This window comes from Gottfriedia luciferensis, from assembly GCF_002156865.1.
Taxonomy (GTDB): domain Bacteria; phylum Bacillota; class Bacilli; order Bacillales; family Bacillaceae_G; genus Gottfriedia; species Gottfriedia luciferensis.
In genome coordinates this window covers 1-20,109 of sequence record NZ_NCTA01000030.1, presented here as the reverse complement: position 1 = coordinate 20,109, position 20,109 = coordinate 1, and the positions used below count along the sequence as shown (strand labels likewise).

Genomic DNA, 20,109 nt, shown 5'->3' with positions numbered 1-20,109 from the left:
TGTAAGCCCCCTTTAATAACTTATTTTTAGAAAATTTAAAATTCTTAAGAAAATAGTAAGCGATATCCATTTATTAGACAAGTTCTTTTGGTTCAAAATATTTCGACAATTCTGTCGATTAACTAGTACTTTAGGTAATTTTTACCATAAATTACCCAACTATCTACACAATTCCTTATTTTTAAAATATAAAATACAGACCGGTTAATTGATTTTACTTATAAAAAACCTCAAAATTATTTTTCTAGTATGTTTGGTCAAATTTCGACAAAAAAAACCTATTCCAAAACGAATGGAATAGGTTTTTTTTTAATTATTTTCTTCTTTTTTATATCGAATAATTGTTTTAATCTCACCTGAATCATCTGTATCCATAATAAATGAACCATTACTATATTGATCACTATTTCTTAAATCTGACGGATCAACTGTCTCAAATTGACCAGATTTACTTAGTAATGCAAACATTTCATTTTGATTTATTGCATAAACAGCAATTAATTGATGAGGATTGTTTTTTAAGTCCCTTAAAATTTTCGATCCACGTGTTCCTCTAGAACTTTGAGGAATTGTATCAAGTCTCATTTTTTTAATTGCTCCTCGATGGGTTGCACAAAATATCTCTTTAACCCCATCCGTGACAATGTCAGCTGAGACTACAAAATCATTATCCTTTAAGTTAATTCCTTTAACACCACCAGCTTTTAAACCTTGAATGCTAATCTCTTCAACATTAAATATCAATGAATATCCTGTACTTGTTGCTAACAACACTCGATCTACTTCAGTCGTAACACCTGCAAAAATTAGTGTATCATCTTGCTTAATTGACATACCAACAAGTGGTTTTGAATATCTTTGTACTTTTAACTGTTGAATACTTGTACGTTTTACAACACCATTTTTTGTAACAAATAAGATATAATCTTTATTTTCTTCAAAATTATTTACAATTGTAGCAGAAAGAATGACTTCATCACGTTCAATTGGAATAATATTTGCAATATGTTGGCCCATATCTTTCCATCTAATATCCTGCATTTCATGAATTGGTAAATATAAATAATTACCTTTTGAAGTAAATAAAATCAACGTATCTGTAGTTGTACTTTCTTTTTGGTAGATTAAACGATCTCCTTCTTTCATACCGTAATCTTTCCCATTGGAAGCTGAATACGATCTTGGACTTGTTCGTTTAACATATCCTTCACTTGTCACTGTGATGATAACATCTTCTTGCGCTATAATATCCTCTTTAACAATTTTTATTTCTTCAATTTCTTTTTGGATAGAAGAGCGTCTTTCATCAGCATATTTTAGTTTGATTTTCTTCAAATCTGTTTTAATAACGGATAATAATTTTGATTCACTGTTTAAGATTGCTTCAAGTTGTTGAATTTTCTTATTTAATTCATCAGCTTCTTCTTGTAATGCAGTAATATCAGTATTTGTTAAACGATATAACTGTAACATAACAATCGCTTCGGCTTGCGGTTCAGTAAAGTCAAACAATGCAATTAACTTGTCTTTTGCATCACGTTTATCATTTGCAGAACGAATTGTTGAAATAACTTCATCTAAAATCGATAAAGCTTTCATTAGTCCTTCTACAACGTGTTGACGAGTTTGTGCTTTTCTTAAATCAAATTTTGAACGGTTTGTAATTACCTCTCTTTGATGCTCAATGTAAGCATCAAGTATTGCTGGTAATGACATTTGTTTTGGCGTTCGATTATAAATCGCAACCATATTAAAGTTATATGGGATTTGAAGCTCTGTATTTTTATATAAATAATTTAAAATTGCTTCATTATTGGCTTCTTTTTTTAGTTCAATCACAATTCGAAGTCCAGTACGATCTGTTTCATCTCGTACTTCCGTAATTCCATCAACTTTACGATCAAGTCGCACTTCATCAATTTTCTTAACTAAATTTGATTTATTTACTTCGGCAGGGATTTCCGTAATGATTAATGCCTGTTTTCCACCACGTAAATCTTCTGTGTGAACTCGACTTCGAATAATGATTTTCCCTTTTCCTGTTTCATAAGCCTTTTTAATACCATCTACACCTTGAATAATACCACCAGTTGGAAAATCAGGACCTTGAATAACCGTCATTAAATCATCAACTGAACAGTTTTTATTCTCAATACGCATGATTGTCGCATCAATTACCTCCCCAAGATGATGAGAAGGTATTTCAGTTGCATAACCTGCAGATATCCCTGTACTACCATTTACTAATAAATTCGGAAACATTGATGGTAGTACAACCGGTTCCATACTTGTATCATCGAAGTTAGGTACAAAATCAACAGTTTCTTTGTCTATATCTCGTAATAATTCACTTGCAATCGCTGATAGTCTAGCTTCTGTATAACGCATTGCCGCTGGTGGATCCCCATCGATACTACCGTTATTCCCATGCATTTGAACTAGTACATTTCTTAATTTCCAATCTTGACTTAGTCGTACCATCGCATCGTAAACAGATGTATCACCATGAGGGTGATAATTACCGATTACATTACCGACTGTTTTAGCTGATTTACGATAAGGCTTTTCCTGCGTATTCCCCTCAAAATACATTGAATACAAAATACGTCTTTGAACAGGCTTTAACCCGTCACGGGCATCAGGTAATGCCCTTTCTTGAATAATATATTTACTATATCGACCAAAACGGTCACCTAATATGTCTTCTAAAGGGATGTTATATAACTTTTCCGATGACTGCATCAGATTTCGCTCCCTTCTGATTCAACTTCAACTTCAACTTCTACTTGTTCGTTATTTAAAATTTTATCTTCTTCATCAAGGTCAAATACTACGTTTGATTCGATCCACTTACGTCTTGGTTCAACTTTATCACCCATCAACGTCGTTACACGACGATCCGCTCTGGCCGCATCATCAATTTTCACACGAATAAGCGTTCTTGTTTCAGGATCCATTGTTGTGTCCCAAAGTTGATCAGCATTCATCTCACCAAGTCCTTTGTAGCGTTGAATCATATAGCCTTTGCCTATTTTTTTAATAGCATCTTGTAAGTCTACTTCTGACCAAGCGTACTCAATCACTTCTTTTTTCCCATTTCCTTTACTAACTTTATATAGTGGAGGCAAAGCAATATAAACTTTTCCAGCCTCTACTAAAGGCTTCATATAACGGTAAAAGAACGTTAATAAAAGAACTTGAATATGTGCTCCGTCTGTATCAGCATCCGTCATGATCACGATTTTGTCATAATTAACATCTTCAACGTCGAAATCACTACCTACTCCTGCTCCAATCGCATGAATAATCGTATTGATCTCTTCATTTTTCATAATATCGGCTAATTTTGCTTTTTCTGTATTAATTACTTTACCTCGTAAAGGCAGAATTGCTTGAAAACGACGATCTCGACCTTGCTTCGCACTACCACCCGCTGAGTCACCCTCAACAAGATATAACTCATTTTTTTGCGGATTGCGTGATTGTGCTGGAGTAAGCTTACCACTCAATGAAGTTTCTGATCTTTTTCTTTTTTTACCACTTCTTGCTTCTTCTCGAGCTTTTCGTGCCGCTTCTCTAGCCTGGAATGCTTTTACAGCTTTCTTTACTAAAGAAGTTGCGACATCCGGATTTTCTTCTAGGAAATAAGCAAGTTGATCAGAAACAACCGAATCAACAGCTGATCTCGCCTCGCTCGTACCTAGTTTCCCTTTTGTTTGCCCTTCAAATTGAAGTAACTCTTCAGGTATTCTTACTGAAACGATGGCAGCTAATCCTTCTCGAATATCCGCTCCATCTAAATTCTTATCTTTTTCTTTTAATAAATTTACTTTTCGTGCGTATTCATTAAATGCTCTTGTTAAAGCAGTTTTTGCACCAACTTCATGCGTACCACCATCTTTTGTACGAACATTATTTACGAATGAAAGCATCGTCTCTGAATATCCATCATTAAATTGGAATGAAAATTCAACTTCAATTTTATTTTGTAATCCTTCAAAGAATACAACTGGATGAAGTGCTTCTTTTTCTTCATTTAAGTACGTAACAAACGCTTCGATACCGTTTTCATAATGAAACTCTTCAAATGAATCATGACGCTCATCTTTTATTGTGATTTTTAATCCTTTTAATAAAAATGCTGATTCTCTTAAGCGTTCACTTAACGTATCAAAATTAAAATTTGTTGTACTAAATATTGTTGGATCTGGTTTGAAATGAATTGTCGTACCAGTTCGTTTCGTTTTGCCTATAATTTCAAGTGAAGTTACTGCTTTCCCGCCATCTTCAAATCGTTGTTTAAAAATTGATCCATCTCGATGAATCTCAACAGTTAGCCATTCTGATAAGGCATTTACAACTGAAGCACCTACACCGTGTAGACCTCCACTCGTTTTGTAACCGCCTTGACCAAATTTACCTCCTGCATGTAATACCGTTAAAATAATTTCAGGAGTTGGTTTTCCCATTTTGTGCATACCAGTCGGCATCCCACGACCATGGTCTTTTACGCTTAAACTATTATCTTTATGAATAATCACATCTATTTGAGTTCCGTGACCTGCTAAAGCTTCATCTACAGAATTATCTACGATTTCATAAACCAAATGGTGTAGACCTCTACTATCAGTGCTACCAATATACATCCCAGGACGTTTACGAACAGCTTCTAAACCTTCAAGTACCTGTATCGCATCTTCGTTATATGTTGTTTCATTCTTTGCCAACACCATTTCTCCTTTCTAACTACACTCTTGCATAAGAACATCCGTTCCATTATATCATATTAGAAATAAAATGTTTCTTCTAATCGTTCATGTTAATGGTTTTTTTCGCAACTTACAAGTCGAACATGAAAAAAAATTAAGTGAGAGAGGAAAAAAGGGAGATGAAAAGTGTATTAATACCCAAAGTTTTGAGGTTGAAGGATTAACAATTTGCCTTTTGTATTCTCAAACCTATTTCTCTACCATCCGTTAAAAAAACTCACTGATTATCAGTGAGTTTTTTAACGGTCTATCTTGTCATTGCATGTTCTACTTTTATACAACGATCCATAATGACAGTCTTACCATTTTCTTTCAATAATTGGTATGCTTCCTCATTTTCAATTCCAAGTTGTGCAAAGAAAACATCACAATCTATTTTTAAAAACTCTTGTGCTACAGGTAGTAAGTGTTCTGGTCTTCTAAATACATTTACAATATCAACTTTTTCTTTTATATCTGTTAAATTTGCAACCGCTTTTTCACCTAATACAGTATCTACTGTTGGATTAACAGGAATGATTTTATAGCCTGCATCCTGCATTGCTTTACTAACCATATGCGACGTTTTAGACGGGTCAGCAGATAAACCAACAACTGCAATGACTTTACTCGATTTTAAAATTTGTCCGATTTCTTCTCTAGATGGGTATTTACTCATTTACTAATCACCTTTTCTTTTTACATAAATAAGCGAAAAGTTGAACTTTTCGCTTATTTAATCTACTTTCATCTTATTTCGAAAATCATTTATCTGTCAATCACTGACTAGAAGCTAATGTTAAAGTTGTATTATTTAATTTACCATTACGGTAGAAAGTAATTTTTAATTTGTCGCCTACTTTTTTATGTGAATATAGATATTCTCTTATTGTAATAACATCAGTAACAGGTTTATCATCTAACGCAACAATTACATCCAATTGTTTTAATCCAACTTTAGCAGCTGGTGTGCTTGGATCAACATGTGTAATTACAGCACCTTTTGTAACCGAATTAGGTAGTTTTAACGTTTCTTCAATATTAAATTGTGGAATTTCCTCTAGTGACTTTAATCCAACACCCATAACAGGTCTAGTTACTTCACCAAATTTTTCAATTTGATCTAAAGCTGGTTTCGCAATATTAATTGGGATCGCAAATCCAATCCCTTCAACTGCTTGTTCAGCAATTTTACTTGAATTAATACCGATTACTTCACCTTTTGCATTAATTAAAGCTCCACCACTATTCCCAGGATTAATTGCTGCATCAGTTTGAATGACTTGTGTTTGATAGTCAGCAACGCCATCTCCATCAATGTCTTGTGGTATTTCACGGGCTTTACTACTTACAATTCCTTCCGTAACGGTACTTTCTAAAAATCCAAGAGGATTTCCGATTGCAATCGCTGTTTCACCTACATTAATTTTTTCTGAATCACCTAATTTTGCTATATTTGTAACGTATTTAGCATCAATTGCTACAACTGCTAAATCCAATAATTCGTCTGTTCCTACAAGTTTTGCATCAATTAATTGACCGTCCGCCATTTTAACTTTTAACTGTTTCGCGCCAGCCACAACGTGATTATTTGTAGCAACTAGCGCTTTATTTCCGACTTTTTTATAAACAACACCTGAACCTGAACCTGCTTCTTCTGTTTCCATTGAAAATGGATTTGAAGACTGATAATTATTAACACCAACAACAAATTTTCGAGCATTTTGAATTGTAGTTGTTAAATCTTCACGTGATACATTGATCACTTGTGTTGGTACCGTATTATTATCATTTGAAACATTTGCTTGATTATTATTTAGATTAAACATGTCAGGAGAAACTAGCGAAATTGTTACTGCACCTACTACTGCCCCTAAGAATCCAGTAACTAGATGTGAACCGCCTCTTCTACCTCTTTTTTGTCTTTTATGATTATTTTGATTGTCGTCATATAAATCTGTTTCATCATAATATCCCATAATACATTCCTCCATTATGTAAATTACTTTGATATTAATGTAACCCACTCATGTGTATTTACTGTGAACTTTTAGCTTAATTTGTAATTTTTTTTATATTAAAGGTAAATTCGACACCATTTTCCTTATTATTAACTTTAATAGTTGAATGATGTAGATCAAGAATCGTTTTTACGATTGCTAAACCTAATCCTGTTCCACCATTTTGTCTGTTTCGTGACTCATCAATTCGATAGAATCGATCCCAAATTTTATCAATTTTATCCGTTGGAATAGGGTTACCTTCATTAAAAATAGAGATATTAACAGAATCCCCATCATCTAATAAATTAATCTTAATTTCACTGCCAGGAGTACTATAATGGATTGCATTTGAAAGGATATTTATAATGACTTGTTCAATTTTTCTTTTTTCACCGATGACGAATGTTTCCTCATCTATACTAAAATCAAATGTATAGTGATTATCAATTCCATTATTTTCAAACATTCGAATAATGACATTTTCTAAACAATCAACAATTAAGAATGGTTCACTTTTCAACGTATAAGTTCCAGATTGAAGTTTAGACAGTTCTAGCATATCTACAACTAGACCGTTCATTCGATCAACTTCTTCAAGGATTACATCTGCATAATAACCATTTTTATCAATATTTAATCCATCTTTTAAACCTTCCGCATAACTTTGTACTATGCTTAATGGCGTTTTCAACTCATGAGAAACACCGCTTATAAATTCTTTTCTTGTTTGTTCAAGCTGCTTCTCTTTCTCGATATCCTTCATTAATTTCAAATTTGCTTGCTGTAAATTCACAATTGTACTTGCTAAATTTTCAGATAAAGAGTTAATTGAATTCGATAATTGGCCAATTTCATCATCTGATTGAATATCGATTTTTTCATTAAAGTTTAATTGTGCTAACTGATTTGTTACAGAATTGATTTTTAATAAAGGTTTCGTAATTAATTTCGAATAGTAAAAAGAAACGACAACAATTAATAATAGAGCAACGATAAAAGCATAGATATAAAAATCTTTTAAAACATACATTGCTTCATTTACAGGTTGAAGTGAAGTAATTGCAAATATTACTTCCTTAGAACCATCGTTTGTTTTGATAGGATAGATGAAAACCTTATTTTCAAGTCCATTTGCTCGATCTAAATATCGATAAATTAATGGAAAATCTTCATCCGTATAATTCGAAAAATCTTCATTGGTCTTTGTCCAGTCTGAAATAGCACCCATTAATGAGTTCATTTGAGCTGAATAAGTATATTGATTAGCAATTGGTAAATGTAAATTAACAACTTTCCCTTTAATTTCAATATTAATCATATCATCTAAACTATTCTTAGTTGATAATTGAATTGGATTTGAGGATTGATTATCCCCCTGCCAAATCCCCATATTCGTCTTAATATATAAAGGGATAAAATAATCGTCTTGTACATAACCACGGATTGTAATTCTAGTATTTTCTTTAATATTTAATTTCAATATATTTTCAATTTGATCAGAGTAAAGTAGATTATTTAACGGTACATATACTCTCTTTCCATTATTTGTGAGTACAGTTAAATCGAAATTATTTTCTGCTTTTAGTACCCCTCTTTTATCTAATACTGCTAAAGTTGTATTATACTTGGAATAGAGTTTAGATAATTCTTGCTGGAATTGATTATTATTATATTTACCTGCTTTATATGCTTGAGCAAAATCAGTTAATTCTTGTGAAACAATTTGTACTTTTTTATTCGTATAAAAAGTTTGCATAAAAATTGATTGTCCAACAAACACAATTGATAAAAAAACAACTAACAAAATTGTGATAGATAAAAATAGTTTTCGTACGATACTTCTTTTCATACCTTACTCCTCGAACTTATACCCAACTCTTATAACAGTTGAGATATGCTTTGCTTTATCGCCCAATTTGTGTCTGAGCTTCTTAATATGTGTATCGACAGTTCTTCCATCACCGACATAATCATATCCCCAAATATTATTTAACAGTTGATCTCTCGTTAAAACGATTCCTTTATTATCGATTAAGTAACATAGTAATTCGAATTCCTTATGTGTGAGTTGTAATAATTCCTCATTAATATAAGCTGTCCTAGATGAAGAGTTAATCGTAATCCCACAAATTGTTCTAGTATCAGCTTCTTCTTTTGTATCGATAGATCTACGTAAAACACTTTTCGCTTTAGCTACAAGTATTTTCGGACTAAATGGCTTTGTTACATATTCATCTGCACCTAGATCAAACCCAAGTAATTGATCTTCTTCCTCTGAACGAGCAGTCATCATGATGATTGGGATATTTGATTTTTGTCTTACTAATTTACAAACTTCTAATCCATCTACTTTTGGAAGCATTAAATCTAAGATAATTAAGTCTACTTGATTGTCATTGAACTTCCTCAAACCCTCTTCACCATCTGCTGCTTCAATTACATTAAAAAGATCCTTTTCAAAATAGGCTTTTACAATATCTCTCAATCTTTTTTCATCTTCGATTAATAAAACAGTAGCGTTCATATTATTTCCTTCCATTATGTTTGATAATTTACAACAATATTATAATTCATCTATCTATATATTCGCTTAAAATTGTGATAAAATGACATGATAATGCACTAATTTATTAAGGTTGAAAAGGAGCTAGAAAATGAGCTTTGTCATTATAGTACTAGCCTATTTAATAGGATCAGTCCCATTTGGTTTAGTTATTGGGAAAACATTTTATGGCGTAGATATTCGTCAACACGGAAGTGGAAATCTTGGTGGTACAAATACATTCCGCACATTAGGTAAAAAAGCAGGTATTATTGTAACACTTGGAGATATTTTAAAAGGAACATTAGCAGCTTCATTACCAGTATTGTTTCATTATCACGGAATCAATCCTCTAATCGTTGGTCTTTTTGCCGTTATCGGACATATGTACCCAATATTTGCAGGTTTCAAAGGTGGTAAAGCAGTAGCAACTTCGGGTGGAATTTTACTATTTGCTTCCCCAATTCTATTTATTGCTTTAATTACAATATTTGCGATCACGTTAAAAATAACAAAATATGTATCACTTTCATCAATGTTAACAGCTGTATTAGGGACAATTTTAGCCTTTCTTATGGAATTAAAAAAAGGCGATGGCTACATACTAACTTACATTTTGATTGTATTAACAATCTTTGTCGTATATAGACATCGTGCAAATATTAAACGAATTATGAATAAAACAGAACCAAAGGTAAAATTTTAAAACAAATTAGGGTTAGAGAACATTTACTCAATGATCTCTAACCTTTTTTAGTTATTCTAGGAGCTTTCTTGTTCATTTAAGCTACATTATTCCTTTATTCCTGCCCCATTGCCTTCTCATATGCTTCATACCATTCTGGATACATTTTTTTAAACTTTATCGGTCTAAAAGTTTCTTTCTGTACAAGAACATGCGTAGAGTTTCCGACACAACAAATTTCCTCATTTTCATTTACAATTTCATATTCGTAAATAACTTTTAATGGACTAACTGATTTTATTTTTGTTTTAACCTTTGCAGTTTGTCCGTATCGTAAGCTTTTCTTATATGACACATTCAAATCAATTACAGGTGAAATCACACCTTCTGATTCCATTTCTGCATAATTAAAACCTAAATCTTTAATTAATTGAGTACGGCCAATTTCAAACCACACTAAATAGTTTGCATGGTACACTACTCCCATCGCATCCGTTTCTGCATATCTTACTTCTACTAACTTTTCTGAAATAAACATTCTGTCACCTCTTATTCTTCTATTGAATACTTTACCAAAAAATTGTTAATTGTTCTATTTTTAAACATACGTTAAGTGTTATAATTTTCTTATGGTTTTTTAATGTTTTGTTAATCTTTGGTTTTTGTAAAAAAAAAAGAATGTTGATGATTTCCATTACAGGATGCTCGCTTTCCATGGGGCGTGAGCTGAGCCTCCTCGGCAAGCCTGTGGGGTCTCAGCCTTCCCGCTATTCCCATAGGAGTCTCCCACCTTCCACTCCAATCAATGTCATTATAGATACTATTTTTTAATGTTTTTTTATAATATCAACAATTTAACAGAACCAATATTTAATTTTAGGAGGTAGATAACTTGAAAGTAATGATCGGTTCGATTTTAATCATCTTTCTTTTTTTATTCGGGCTTTGGTTAATGCTGTCTCCTAGCTTTGAAAAAATAGGTGAAAAATCAGTAAAAGTAAAAAATATTTTAAAGGATGAGGAGGAAAAAAAGAATGGAAATCCTTCCAATTGATAAAAAGAAATCATTTATCAGCCGTAAGCTTATCGGTGGGATTATCGCCGGAGTTGCACTTGTCATAGCCGTTGCAATCCCTGCATTTTTCATAGAAAAAATCACACCGGGATATGTTGGCGTAGTTTATTCTCCAAATGGAGGAATTCAAAAAAATACGCTTTCTCAAGGTTGGAATTTTGTTGGTTTATTTGATAAAGTTACTGAGTATCCTATTCGATTACGTACTGTTGAATACAAAGATGTTGCCCTAGCTACTTCAGATGGAAAACGAATTGAAATGGACTTATCTTATACTTATAAAATTGATCCTTCAAAAGTAGTTTCAATGTTTAACGAATTCGGCCCAATCGCAATAGAAGAAATTGAAGATACATATTTAAAGAAACGTTTACAAGATGCCGCTCGTATCGCAGTCTCGAAATATACCGTTTTACAATTATATGGAGAAAAATCTAGTAACGCTTCGGCAGATATTGAATCCATCTATAAAGATGATGTAAAAGTACTTGGATTTTTCGTTGAAAACTTAACATTAGGAACGCCAAAACCTGATGCAAAAACTCAGGATGCTATTGATGCACGTGTACAAGCGGCACAAGAAAATGATCGAAAAAAAATCGAGCTTGAAACTGCTAAAATTGAAGCTGAAAGAAAAAAAGTTGATGCTCAGGCTGATGCAGATTCACAACTAATCCGTGCCCAAGGTCAAGCAAAGGCAAACCAAGTGATCCAGCACTCTTTAACAAAAGAATTAATCGAATATAAAAAAGCGGAGAAATGGGATGGTAAACTCCCTACTGTTTCAGGAAGCGACGCAAATATCATTCAGTTCCCAATTGATCCATCTGCGAAAGAATCCAAAAAATAATAAATCTATTTTAAGAACCTAGTCTTTGGCTAGGTTTTTTCTTATACAGTTAGAAAGGATAAATTAGCAGCGGTTTAGATAACTCAGTTTCCAATATTAAGTATTTAGTATCAGTACAAGTAAGTCTTTGTCTTTGACTAAATGCTAAAATTGCTGAGTTTTCTTTATGTAAAATACTGGGCCATGTTTTTTCTCCACTCTTCTATTCCCTAATCTTTGGCATATATTTATTAATGACGAATATTAAGGATCAATGAAAGGAGATAGACTAGATGCAAATTCATGTAGTAAAAAGCGGAGAAACTGTAATGAGTATTGCAGATTTTTATGGCGTTGAAAGGCAAGCACTCATTAATTCAAATGCCCTAATCGCTCCTTATAAAATTATAAAAGGTCAAGCGCTAGTTGTTCCTACAACTGGCAGTGAATATTTTGTTCAACCTGGTGACAATTTATATGATTTAGGTTTAACTTATGGGGTAAATCCGCGTCAGATTGCAACGAACAGTGGAATAAGTCCGTTTGCTTCATTAAATGTTGGTCAAAAACTTCATCTGCCTCCCCGAAGAAAAAGAAACATTGAATCGATTGGATACCTACAACCTACTTCTAACCCTATCCGACCTGCTCTTGAAGATGCAGCTCGTAAAGAAGGTAAGTTTTTAACGTATATTGCTCATTTTAGCTTTGATGCGAAAAGAGATGGTACATTAGCCGAACCTCCAATTGGAAATATTCCACAAATCGCAAGAGAGAATCGTTGTATTTATATGATGGTTGTTTCTAATTTAGAGAATGGTCAATTTTCTACCTCTCTAGCATCTGATATTTTACAAAGTCAGGCAGTACAAGAAAGACTAATTAATACGATTATTAGCACAGCGAATAAATACGGTTTTAGAGAAGTTAACATCGACTTTGAAGACGTTGCCGCAACGGATCGAGTAGCTTACATTAATTTTTTAAGTAAGTTAAAATCAAGACTTCCACAAGGATTCTTGTTAAGTGCTACTTTAGTACCAAAGACAAGTTCAACACAAAAAGGCCGTTATTACGAAGCTCATGATTATGCTAATATCGGCAAAGTAGTCGATTTCGTTGTAATCATGACATATGACTGGGGTTGGCAAGGTGGTCCACCAATGGCAGTCTCTCCAATTGACCAGGTACGTAAAGTAATCAGATATGCTAAAACGGTTATCCCTGCATCCAAAATTATGATGGGTCAGAATTTATATGGTTTTGATTGGAAAGTTCCATTTAGGCAAGGTACAATGGCAAAAGCACTTGGTGCTGAAGCAGCTACAAATTTAGCCATTCAAATGACGAATGAAATCTTATTTGATCCAAAAGCGAAAGCTCCTCACTTTCGTTATACAGAAACTACTGGACAAAAACATGAAGTTTGGTTTGAAGATGCAAGATCGATTCAAGCAAAATTCAATTTAATAAAAGAAGAAAATATTCGAGGTATTTCTTATTGGAAACTAGGATTACCTTTTATTCAAAATTGGGAATTACTAGAAGCAAACTTTAATGTCGTAAAACGAGGATAAACTAAAGCTAGGTATATCAAGATTCTCTTGTATACCTAGCTTCTTTTTTTATTTAGTCATTTGCATCATTAAATGCTTGCTCATCTTTTAGCTCACTTTCGAAAGCAGATAAAGCCTCTTCACGACGTTGGTTTTTCGCTAATGCGTTTTGACGATCTTGCTCGTTTCCAAACTTCATAGAAGCCTCAGCTTCTTTTATATTTTCTTTCGTATGATTAATCATATTTTGTATTTTTTGTGCGTTATCACTACGGTCATCTGGATTTGGTTTCCATTCCATATTAAATCACTCCAATTCGATTAGTCGTTTCATATTACCCGTTATCTACAATTGGTTGTTTACCAGTAGGATCTTTATATTGCATCTGTTTACCTTTATTCCCACCAGCAGCTTTGTTTTGTGTACCAATATGATTTGGTACAAAATCTTTAGGGTGTTTTTTGGGATTCCCCATTTTATCGCCTCCTAGCGATAGTATGAGTTTTGTTGCATTAATTATGTAAAATTAAATAAAAAATGTCCCTTTTCAACAACAAAAAAAAGAAGGGTTTTTTCCCCTTCCTCTTTTATAATTGCACTATTCTGCTTTAGCTTTTCTCTCTAAACGTTCTTCAAGTCGATCATATATTTTATTTAGTGCTTCTTCATCATTTAAAAGAGAATTTTTATTTTCTAAAATTAATTCCTGGAACGATTTATGTCTCTTTTTTCTCAAAACAATCACCTCTTCTTTTTAGCTAGTATTGCCAAAAAAAAGAGTTTTCTTACATTTTAGTAAATTGTTTTTATTACAGAGAAATCACTCACTGTATCTCATTAAGTCTATTTCAAAAATTCATTTAATTGTTTCTCAGTTAGTGGGCCAATTTGCTTAAAAACTACTTCCCCATTCGGATTAATAAAATATGTAGTTGGTATCGAAATTACGCCATATTTTCGAAAATTATCTCCATTTTCATCAATTAAAATCCTATAATTCATACTGTTTTTATTTACAAAGCTTTTAATATAATTTAGATCCTTTTTCTCACCTATATAATCCGCAACACCAATCATTTCAATCTCTTTATGCTTTTGGTGAAATTTTTCTAATGCAGGTATCTCATCTTGGCACGGCGGACACCAAGTAGCCCAAAAATTTAGAATCACTTTCTTTCCTTTAAATGAAGATAAATTAACTTTCTTCTCATCTAAAGTCATTAATTGGATATCTGGTGCCTGTTGTCCTACTTGTACTCCGAGTTTTTGAATTGAGGCAATATAAGCATCATTTGAACTAACTTTTTTCTCTTCTTCTTTTTTCTCATTTAATTGAAAAATTGAATACCCTAGTGCTACTAATAAGATAAGCAAAGGAATTATCCTCTTCATACAAATCACCCTTTTATTGAACTATCTCTATTTAACCATAATAAATACAAAAGTGGAACAAGCTCGACTTTCTCTTCTATGTGAATTACTTGTTCTCTTTCTTTTTTCTGTTTCGTCTTAAATTTGATTAAAAAAATAAGGAGCACTTTTTGATCATTTTTACTATTTTTCTCATGAAGGATGTAAAAATTCGTGATTTTTTATCCTTTTTGAAGATTTTTTGTGTAAATCATTCCGTTTTTCTGATTTTAATTGCGATTCTTCAGATTTAATTGCGATTTCCGGTTTTTATTGGTGATTTTGCTAATTTTATTTGTGATTTCCGGATTTTATTTGCGACTCCACTAATTTCATTTGCGATTCCACTGATTTATTTGCGGTTCCCAATTTTATTTGCTATTTCCCGTTTTTATTTGCGATTCCTGCTGATTTATTTGTAGTTCCAAATTTTATTTGCGATTTTTGGATTTTATTTGCGATTCCACTGATTTATTTGCGGTTCCCAATTTTATTTGCCATTTTCCTTTTTTATTTGCGATTTCTGCTGATTTATTTGCAGTTGCAACTCTACTGATTTCCATTACTACAATTCCCAACCATATTTACACAACAAAAAAAGCACGGTCCATTATGACCGTGCTCTCCAACACATATTAATGTGCTACTCTAGAGTTGTTTAATTTATCACGTAATACCATTTGTAAGATACCACCGTGACGGTAGTAGTCAATTTCAACTTCACTGTCAAAACGAGCAACTACATCAAATTCTACAACTGAACCGTCTTCTTTTGTTACAGTAACTTTAACTAGATCACGCGGTTTAACATTCTCATCTACATTAACAGCAAATACTTCTTTACCAGTTAATCCAAATGTTTCAGCATTTTCACCATCTTTAAATTGAAGTGGTAAAACACCCATTAATACTAAGTTACTTCTATGAATACGCTCGAAGCTTTCAGCAAGAACTGTTTTGATACCTAAAAGATTTGTTCCTTTAGCAGCCCAGTCACGAGAGCTTCCCATACCGTAGTCATTTCCAGCTAAAATCATTAATCCAGTACCATCTTCTTTATAACGCATTGCAGCATCATAAATTGACATTACTTCGCCTGTTGGCCAGTAAGTAGTGTATCCACCTTCTGTACCTGGAGCGATTTGGTTACGGATACGGATATTAGCAAATGTACCACGCATCATTACATCATGGTTACCACGACGAGAACCATAAGAGTTAAAGTCTACAGGATTAACCCCTTTACTTTGTAGGTAAAGTCCTGCAGGAGTTGTTTTGCCAATAGAACCAGCTGGTGAAATGTGGTCAGTTGTTACTGAGTCACCGAATTTACCAACGATTTTTAAACCTGATAATGGTTTAACTACGCCTGGCTCTTTAGATAATCCTTCAAAGAATGGAGGATTCGCAATATATGTTGATTCACTATCCCATTTGTATAATGAATCATCTGTAGTTTGGATTTCATTCCAACGTTTGTTATCTTCAAATACTCTTTCGTATTCTTTTTTGAATAATTCAGGAGTAACTGTAGATGCAACAACTGCTTGAACTTCCGCTGAAGTTGGCCAAATATCTTTTAAGAATACATCATTTCCATCTTTATCCTGTCCAATAGGCTCAACAGAGAAGTCGATATTTACATTTCCAGCTAATGCGTATGCAACTACTAATGGTGGTGATGCTAAGTAGTTCCCTTTAACTTGAGGGTGAATACGTCCTTCAAAGTTACGGTTACCTGAAAGTACAGATGTTACTAACATATCATTATCAGCAATCGCTGCTTCCATTTCAGGTGCTAATGGACCAGAGTTACCAATACATGTAGTACAACCATAACCAACAATGTTAAAACCTAATTGGTTCATGAACGGAATTAGACCAGCTTCTTGTAAATATCCACTAACTACTTTTGAACCAGGAGCTAATGAAGTTTTTACGTATGCAGGTACAGTTAATCCTTTTTCAACAGCCTTTTTAGCTACTAAACCAGCACCTAACATTACGTATGGGTTTGAAGTATTTGTACAACTCGTAATTGCTGCAATTGCTACTGCACCAGTTTTAAAAGTTGTTTCTGTACCGTTTTCAAATTTAACATTTACTTCTTTATCTAATGCTTCTTTCGTTAATCCAAAGCCTGCATTGCCCATTGGAGCTGAAACAGCTTCTTGGAATGCTTTTTTCATTTCAGATAATGGAATTAAATCTTGAGGTCGTTTTGGACCAGAAAGATTTGTTTCGATTTCTGAAAGATTGATTTCTACTAAATCAGTAAATGTAGGATCTTCTAAATCAGCTGTGTAGAATAAATCATTAGCCTTGCAGTATGCTTCAACTAACTCAATTTGTTCTTCAGAACGACCTGTTAAACGTAAGTAGTTAAGTGCTTCAGCATCAACTGGGAAGAATCCACAAGTTGCACCATATTCTGGAGCCATGTTTGCAATTGTAGCACGGTCTGCTAGAGGCATGCTTTGTAAACCTGGTCCAAAGAACTCAACGAATTTATTTACAACACCTTTTTTACGTAAAACTTCAGTAACTTTTAACGCTACGTCAGTTGCAGTTGTTCCACTTGGTAAAGAGCCAGTTAATTTAACACCGATAACTTCTGGAACTGGGAAATATGATGGTTGACCAAGCATACCTGCTTCAGCTTCAATTCCACCTACACCCCAACCTAATACACCAATACCATTAATCATTGTTGTATGTGAGTCAGTTCCTACTAATGTATCAGGGAATGCTACTACTTCACCATCTTCATTTGCAATCGCGTGAACAACATTTGCTAAATATTCTAAGTTAACTTGGTGTACGATACCAGTAGCTGGTGGTACTGCACGGTAGTTATTAAATGCTTTTTGAGCCCAGCTTAAGAACTGATAACGCTCTTCGTTACGAGAAAATTCTAAATCCATATTGAAATCTAATGAATCAGAAGTACCTGCTTTATCTACCATTACAGAGTGGTCGATTACTAAATCTACAGGAATTTCAGGATTAATTACTTCTGGATCTCCACCCATATCTGCCATTGCTTTACGTAATGAAGCTAAATCAACAACAGCTGGTACTCCAGTAAAGTCTTGTAAAATTACACGTGAAGGTTTAAATGGAACGTCTACATCTTGTAGCTCATTTGTTCCCCATTTAGCTAAGTTTTCAACATGATCTTTTTTAATTACTCTGCCATCAACTTGACGAAGAACTGATTCAAGTAACACTTTAATCGAATAAGGTAATTTACCGATTTTAGCTACTCCAGCTTCTTCAATTGCTTTTAAGCGATAATAATGATAAGTTTTACCGTTCGCAGTAAATGTCGAACGAGATTGGAAAACGTCATTTTTCCCCATGTTTTCTTCCCCCTATTAAGCCAAAAATGTCTGAATTTATTTTATATCCAAACTTTTCAATACCTTACAATAATATCTTATTACAATGTATATCATAAGTAAATAACAAGTAACTTATCATTTCTAATAAGTATTGCTTATGACCTTATTTTTTTTGAAAATGCTTTCAATTTCGACATCGTTTTTTAATATTTCAACGTAAATTATTTTAGAATATGTTTAATACCACTATATCCTTCTATTTTTTTAAATTGAAGTTGAAAAAATTTCCCTTACAAAATTACATCAATGTTGTATAAGTTATCATTAAATACAACAAGCTGACAAAATTAATTTTAAGCTATCTTCTCCTATTATTTTCCACAGTAATTAATCGGCTATTTCAAAGCAGATAGGAAAGACTAAGGATTGTAAAAAGGAGGGATTTTCATGTCAAGACGTAAAAATAACAATACTGGAAGCGGTATGTCAGCATCAATTGAACAAGGCAAAGCTGCTGGATTTAACGAAGAAACAGCACAAGAGCCACTATCAGCTGATTATAAGCTTAATAATAAAAAGACTAAAAAAAGACAATAATATAGAATCCTTTAGTCAAAAAATTAACGGGATAGTTGGACTACAAGACACTTTGCATTCCGTTGATCACTTTTCCTAGCTGCTAATATTAAAAATTTTTAAAAATAAAAAAGTAGCAGGCAATTTCAGATGAATTGCTTGCTACTTTTCATTCTATTTTAATTTTACTTGATTACAATTTAGTCATCTTTATGTTGCCTTAATTTATTTTTTAACATAGATGATTGAGGCATCAAATAAATTATATCTCCAGTTCTTTTTGTGTTTCTACTAACATTACTTTTTCTTCGATTATAATAAAGAAAAAAATTAATCACATTTTTTTGTCTCTTATTATATTGAACTTTTTTGAACAAGAGATAGATTACGATCACACTCGAATATATAAGACAAACCGTTAGAACTTGCATAATCAGTATCAGTCTCCTCTTTCATTTTGACTATTACTAGTATTGGTCAAATTACTTGTTTCATACATAAAAAGAGTCAGACAAACTAAAAAATTAACTAATACTCTATTAATTTCTTATAAAATTTATATTCAAATTGTTGTTTGTCGTTATTTTATCTTAAAATTATGAAAAATAATTATCTCAACTTTCAATTTAATTTAGTTGCGAAATGAATTAGATCATTAAAACTCCTCCCTTTCATTAATTTATTTAAATATATGGAAATATGTTATCGAAAATTATAAGGAAAAATGATTAAAACGCTTACACTTCATAATTAGTAAATTTTTCATGGTAGCATATTTTTTTCGTTACAACCAAAAATATTAGTAAAGGAAGGTGACAAGAATGACAAACAAATCAGTGAGAAGAAATAGTCCGATTGATCATGAAAGTGGACAACCAAAACCTTTAAGCGGTTCACATAAAATTAAGAACCAAAATCATACAAGACAGAAAAAACATAGTCACCACGATATGTAATTTAATAAGTCAATTTGTAATGGAGGGTTTTAAATTGAAGAAAAAAAACAATATCAATAAAAAGTCTAATCAATTTGTAGAACCAGATGGACTAGATGTCGAATATTCTGCTGAATTAGCAGATCAAAATGATGTAGAGGCCCAAGAACGCTCAGCTGCTGCAGATGCACGTGTAAAAGGTAAGTTATAAATAAAAGAAAAAGGTATGCGTTTATCGCATACCTTTCAGACTGTTGAAAAACGCTCGCTTTCTTCGTTGCTTCGCCTGTCTCCGGTGCTCATTACCGTATAATGGTAACTCCGCTCCTCACCAGGCTTCACGCCTTGAAAGACAAGCGTTTTCAATCAGTCTGAAAATCAGATAAATAGGACTTTGTCTACACA

20 protein-coding genes are annotated in these 20,109 nt (G+C 32.8%); 7 read left to right on the top strand and 13 right to left on the bottom strand.

What is annotated here, in order from left to right; translation table 11 throughout:
- Positions 1–309: 309 nt before the first annotated feature.
- The 6 genes from parC to B7R67_RS16635 all read right to left on the bottom strand — a co-directional run bounded on the left by parC (position 310) and on the right by B7R67_RS16635 (position 9,275).
- Positions 310–2,742, bottom strand: a complete 2,433-nt coding sequence (gene parC, locus B7R67_RS16660; protein ID WP_088072116.1) for a DNA topoisomerase IV subunit A — start codon at positions 2,740–2,742, stop codon at positions 310–312.
- On the bottom strand, positions 2,742–4,727 hold the full coding sequence (gene parE, locus B7R67_RS16655) for a DNA topoisomerase IV subunit B (RefSeq protein ID WP_088072115.1): 1,986 nt from the start codon (positions 4,725–4,727) through the stop codon (positions 2,742–2,744). The genes parC and parE overlap by 1 nt, the downstream gene beginning before the upstream one ends.
- A gap of 289 nt (positions 4,728–5,016) precedes the next feature.
- Positions 5,017–5,427: a CoA-binding protein gene (locus tag B7R67_RS16650; RefSeq protein ID WP_088072114.1), complete on the bottom strand. Its 411-nt coding sequence runs from the start codon at positions 5,425–5,427 to the stop codon at positions 5,017–5,019.
- Between the two features lie 100 nt (positions 5,428–5,527).
- Positions 5,528–6,727, bottom strand: coding sequence for a S1C family serine protease (locus tag B7R67_RS16645; RefSeq protein WP_088072113.1), 1,200 nt, complete (start codon positions 6,725–6,727; stop codon positions 5,528–5,530).
- A 76-nt stretch (positions 6,728–6,803) separates the two neighbouring features.
- Entirely contained in the window at positions 6,804–8,600 is a 1,797-nt protein-coding gene (locus tag B7R67_RS16640) for a sensor histidine kinase (RefSeq protein ID WP_088072112.1), read from the bottom strand.
- Between the two features lie 3 nt (positions 8,601–8,603).
- Complete coding sequence (locus tag B7R67_RS16635; RefSeq protein ID WP_088072111.1) at positions 8,604–9,275, bottom strand: response regulator transcription factor; 672 nt, start codon at positions 9,273–9,275, stop codon at positions 8,604–8,606.
- Positions 9,276–9,405: 130 nt separating this feature from the next.
- On the opposite strand from B7R67_RS16635, the gene plsY reads away from it, so the two are divergent.
- Positions 9,406–9,999, top strand: a complete 594-nt coding sequence (gene plsY / locus B7R67_RS16630) for a glycerol-3-phosphate 1-O-acyltransferase PlsY (protein ID WP_088072110.1) — start codon at positions 9,406–9,408, stop codon at positions 9,997–9,999.
- Between the two features lie 94 nt (positions 10,000–10,093).
- On the opposite strand, the gene B7R67_RS16625 is transcribed toward plsY, so the two are convergent.
- Positions 10,094–10,516: an acyl-CoA thioesterase gene (locus tag B7R67_RS16625; RefSeq protein WP_088072109.1), complete on the bottom strand. Its 423-nt coding sequence runs from the start codon at positions 10,514–10,516 to the stop codon at positions 10,094–10,096.
- Positions 10,517–10,870: 354 nt separating this feature from the next.
- Between B7R67_RS16625 and B7R67_RS22335 the strand changes: the two genes are divergently transcribed.
- The 3 genes from B7R67_RS22335 (at position 10,871) to B7R67_RS16615 (ending at position 13,459) form a co-directional block, all read left to right on the top strand.
- Positions 10,871–11,032 carry a hypothetical protein gene (locus B7R67_RS22335; protein ID WP_167374920.1) on the top strand — a complete coding sequence of 54 codons (162 nt, stop codon included), beginning with the start codon at positions 10,871–10,873 and terminating at the stop codon, positions 11,030–11,032.
- Positions 11,013–11,903 (top strand): prohibitin family protein, encoded by an 891-nt coding sequence (locus B7R67_RS16620; RefSeq protein ID WP_088072108.1) that lies wholly within the window; start codon positions 11,013–11,015, stop codon positions 11,901–11,903. The genes B7R67_RS22335 and B7R67_RS16620 overlap by 20 nt, the downstream gene beginning before the upstream one ends.
- A 272-nt stretch (positions 11,904–12,175) precedes the next feature.
- Positions 12,176–13,459, top strand: a complete 1,284-nt coding sequence (locus tag B7R67_RS16615) for a glycosyl hydrolase family 18 protein (protein ID WP_088072107.1) — start codon at positions 12,176–12,178, stop codon at positions 13,457–13,459.
- A 52-nt stretch (positions 13,460–13,511) separates the two neighbouring features.
- Here the strand turns inward: B7R67_RS16615 and tlp are convergent, their stop codons facing one another.
- From tlp to acnA, 6 genes are all read right to left on the bottom strand, one after another.
- Positions 13,512–13,739: a small acid-soluble spore protein Tlp gene (tlp, locus tag B7R67_RS16610; RefSeq protein WP_088072106.1), complete on the bottom strand. Its 228-nt coding sequence runs from the start codon at positions 13,737–13,739 to the stop codon at positions 13,512–13,514.
- Between the two features lie 34 nt (positions 13,740–13,773).
- On the bottom strand, positions 13,774–13,914 hold the full coding sequence (locus tag B7R67_RS16605; RefSeq protein WP_056476763.1) for an acid-soluble spore protein N: 141 nt from the start codon (positions 13,912–13,914) through the stop codon (positions 13,774–13,776).
- A 123-nt stretch (positions 13,915–14,037) separates the two neighbouring features.
- The gene (locus B7R67_RS16600) at positions 14,038–14,175 is read right to left on the bottom strand and encodes an FbpB family small basic protein (RefSeq protein ID WP_082459651.1); all 138 of its coding nucleotides are present in this window, start codon (positions 14,173–14,175) and stop codon (positions 14,038–14,040) included.
- Positions 14,176–14,282: 107 nt separating this feature from the next.
- A complete protein-coding gene (locus B7R67_RS16595) occupies positions 14,283–14,831 on the bottom strand; it encodes a TlpA family protein disulfide reductase (RefSeq protein WP_088072105.1) in 549 nt (182 codons plus the stop codon).
- A 449-nt stretch (positions 14,832–15,280) separates the two neighbouring features.
- Entirely contained in the window at positions 15,281–15,412 is a 132-nt protein-coding gene (locus B7R67_RS22690; protein WP_268876041.1) for a hypothetical protein, read from the bottom strand.
- A 72-nt stretch (positions 15,413–15,484) separates the two neighbouring features.
- Positions 15,485–18,211 (bottom strand): aconitate hydratase AcnA, encoded by a 2,727-nt coding sequence (gene acnA, locus B7R67_RS16590; protein ID WP_088072104.1) that lies wholly within the window; start codon positions 18,209–18,211, stop codon positions 15,485–15,487.
- A gap of 429 nt (positions 18,212–18,640) precedes the next feature.
- On the opposite strand from acnA, the gene sspO reads away from it, so the two are divergent.
- The 3 genes from sspO to B7R67_RS16570 all read left to right on the top strand — a co-directional run bounded on the left by sspO (position 18,641) and on the right by B7R67_RS16570 (position 19,915).
- Complete coding sequence (gene sspO / locus B7R67_RS16585) at positions 18,641–18,790, top strand: small acid-soluble spore protein O (protein ID WP_088072103.1); 150 nt, start codon at positions 18,641–18,643, stop codon at positions 18,788–18,790.
- An 800-nt stretch (positions 18,791–19,590) separates the two neighbouring features.
- Positions 19,591–19,725 carry a small acid-soluble spore protein P gene (locus B7R67_RS16575; RefSeq protein ID WP_088072101.1) on the top strand — a complete coding sequence of 45 codons (135 nt, stop codon included), beginning with the start codon at positions 19,591–19,593 and terminating at the stop codon, positions 19,723–19,725.
- Positions 19,726–19,759: 34 nt separating this feature from the next.
- Positions 19,760–19,915, top strand: coding sequence for a YfhD family protein (locus B7R67_RS16570; RefSeq protein ID WP_407920405.1), 156 nt, complete (start codon positions 19,760–19,762; stop codon positions 19,913–19,915).
- Positions 19,916–20,109 lie beyond the last annotated feature (194 nt).

Excerpts from the sequence above, each read along its gene's own strand:
- parC (WP_088072116.1), bottom strand. The coding sequence starts at position 2,742 with ATGCAGTCATCGGAAAAGTTATATAACATCCCTTTAGAAGACATATTA.
- B7R67_RS16650 (WP_088072114.1), bottom strand. The coding sequence starts at position 5,427 with ATGAGTAAATACCCATCTAGAGAAGAAATCGGACAAATTTTAAAATCG.
- B7R67_RS16645 (WP_088072113.1), bottom strand. The coding sequence starts at position 6,727 with ATGGGATATTATGATGAAACAGATTTATATGACGACAATCAAAATAAT.
- B7R67_RS16640 (WP_088072112.1), bottom strand. The coding sequence starts at position 8,600 with ATGAAAAGAAGTATCGTACGAAAACTATTTTTATCTATCACAATTTTG.
- B7R67_RS16635 (WP_088072111.1), bottom strand. The coding sequence starts at position 9,275 with ATGAACGCTACTGTTTTATTAATCGAAGATGAAAAAAGATTGAGAGAT.
- plsY (WP_088072110.1), top strand. The coding sequence starts at position 9,406 with ATGAGCTTTGTCATTATAGTACTAGCCTATTTAATAGGATCAGTCCCA.
- B7R67_RS16625 (WP_088072109.1), bottom strand. The coding sequence starts at position 10,516 with ATGTTTATTTCAGAAAAGTTAGTAGAAGTAAGATATGCAGAAACGGAT.
- B7R67_RS16620 (WP_088072108.1), top strand. The coding sequence starts at position 11,013 with ATGGAAATCCTTCCAATTGATAAAAAGAAATCATTTATCAGCCGTAAG.
- B7R67_RS16615 (WP_088072107.1), top strand. The coding sequence starts at position 12,176 with ATGCAAATTCATGTAGTAAAAAGCGGAGAAACTGTAATGAGTATTGCA.
- tlp (WP_088072106.1), bottom strand. The coding sequence starts at position 13,739 with ATGGAATGGAAACCAAATCCAGATGACCGTAGTGATAACGCACAAAAA.
- B7R67_RS16605 (WP_056476763.1), bottom strand. The coding sequence starts at position 13,914 with ATGGGGAATCCCAAAAAACACCCTAAAGATTTTGTACCAAATCATATT.
- B7R67_RS16595 (WP_088072105.1), bottom strand. The coding sequence starts at position 14,831 with ATGAAGAGGATAATTCCTTTGCTTATCTTATTAGTAGCACTAGGGTAT.
- B7R67_RS22690 (WP_268876041.1), bottom strand. The coding sequence starts at position 15,412 with ATGGAAATCAGTAGAGTTGCAACTGCAAATAAATCAGCAGAAATCGCA.
- acnA (WP_088072104.1), bottom strand. The coding sequence starts at position 18,211 with ATGGGGAAAAATGACGTTTTCCAATCTCGTTCGACATTTACTGCGAAC.
- sspO (WP_088072103.1), top strand. The coding sequence starts at position 18,641 with ATGTCAAGACGTAAAAATAACAATACTGGAAGCGGTATGTCAGCATCA.
- B7R67_RS16575 (WP_088072101.1), top strand. The coding sequence starts at position 19,591 with ATGACAAACAAATCAGTGAGAAGAAATAGTCCGATTGATCATGAAAGT.